At 69.0% G+C, this 1070-nt stretch carries 1 protein-coding gene; it reads right to left on the bottom strand.

What is annotated here, in order from left to right; all coding sequences use genetic code 11:
* Nucleotides 1–102: 102 nt before the first annotated feature.
* A complete protein-coding gene (locus tag EES43_RS11065; RefSeq protein WP_124268576.1) occupies nucleotides 103–432 on the bottom strand; it encodes a DUF6506 family protein in 330 nt (109 codons plus the stop codon).
* Between the last annotated feature and the right edge of the window lie 638 nt (nucleotides 433–1070).

The following is a 1070-nucleotide window of genomic DNA, read 5'->3' as shown; positions in this document are numbered from 1 at the left end:
GATCGGCCTCCAACACGGATCGGGTTCGATGCCGACTCTACGTCGGATACGGCTACCCGTTTGCCGTTCCGGATCGCGGCGGCGGACGGGTCGGCGTCGGAATTACCCGGTCGCCTGCACGGCCTGAGCGTAGGCCTCCTGGAAGCGGAGGATGCCAGGAGCGGCCTCCTGGGAGAAGTAGGAGTGGCCGACCGGAATGTCGGGGCCGACGGCCTGCGCGATCTTGGCGACGTCTTCGTTGGTGAACGCTCCGCACACCTCGACCAGCTTGGCGTCCTCTGCGGCGACCAGGTCCTTGACGATGGCGACTGCGTCCGCAGGTTCGGGCACGGCGACGAGGACGGCGCGGAGGGAGGGGCTGGCCAGGACCACCCGGTCCCGCGCGGGGTCGGCGCCGGGGTGGTCGAAGAGGTATATCCAGGTGACGGCCATGGTGCAGGTACTCCTTCGTGTGGGACGGTCCCGTACAGGGCCTCCCTGAGAGGTTGCAGCCTTGTGAGCTGCTGCTTTACGTTTTCGACCGTAGCGAGGAGGAGCCCCGGACGTCATCGGCCGAAAGGCCGAAAAGGCGCCAAGCGGACATAGGGCCTGAGTCCTAGGGCGCGCTGCCGGCTGCTGACCCACCCCGCATCCCGCCTGCGGGGCCGACCTGCTCCGAGCGCCGTCATCCCGTGAGCGCGCGCGCCGGCCACAGAGTGCCCAGGGCGAGAACCGGCGACCGGTCCGGGGCGGCGAACTGGGCGTGCACCGGGATAGGACTACCGCCACGTGCGGCAGCGGCTCTCACGGCGCGACATCCGGCACCGCATCGAACGCTTGGCCAACCCCTCGCATCTGCTCAGTACGGCCCGCTGCGCCGGGCAGAGGAGACGGCATGTCTGATCGGCGACCAGTTGGGGAACGTTCCCCTGCACGTCTCGGAAGTCGCCGGCGACTACATCCCGTACGTACCGGTAAGAGACGAGCTCCCGGCCGAATCGTCGGACTTCCTCCCCCGCCTTCTCGCTGACGCCACTACCGAGGAGCGGGGGCATGGTCCTGCGCTGGCCCGCAAGGGCTGTGCACTCCCC

Origin of the sequence: Streptomyces sp. ADI96-02, from assembly GCF_003846185.1 — a bacterium.
Taxonomy (GTDB): Bacteria; Actinomycetota; Actinomycetes; order Streptomycetales; family Streptomycetaceae; genus Streptomyces.
Note: the sequence above shows the minus strand (reverse complement) of the source record. Positions and strands in the feature narration are given on the sequence as shown.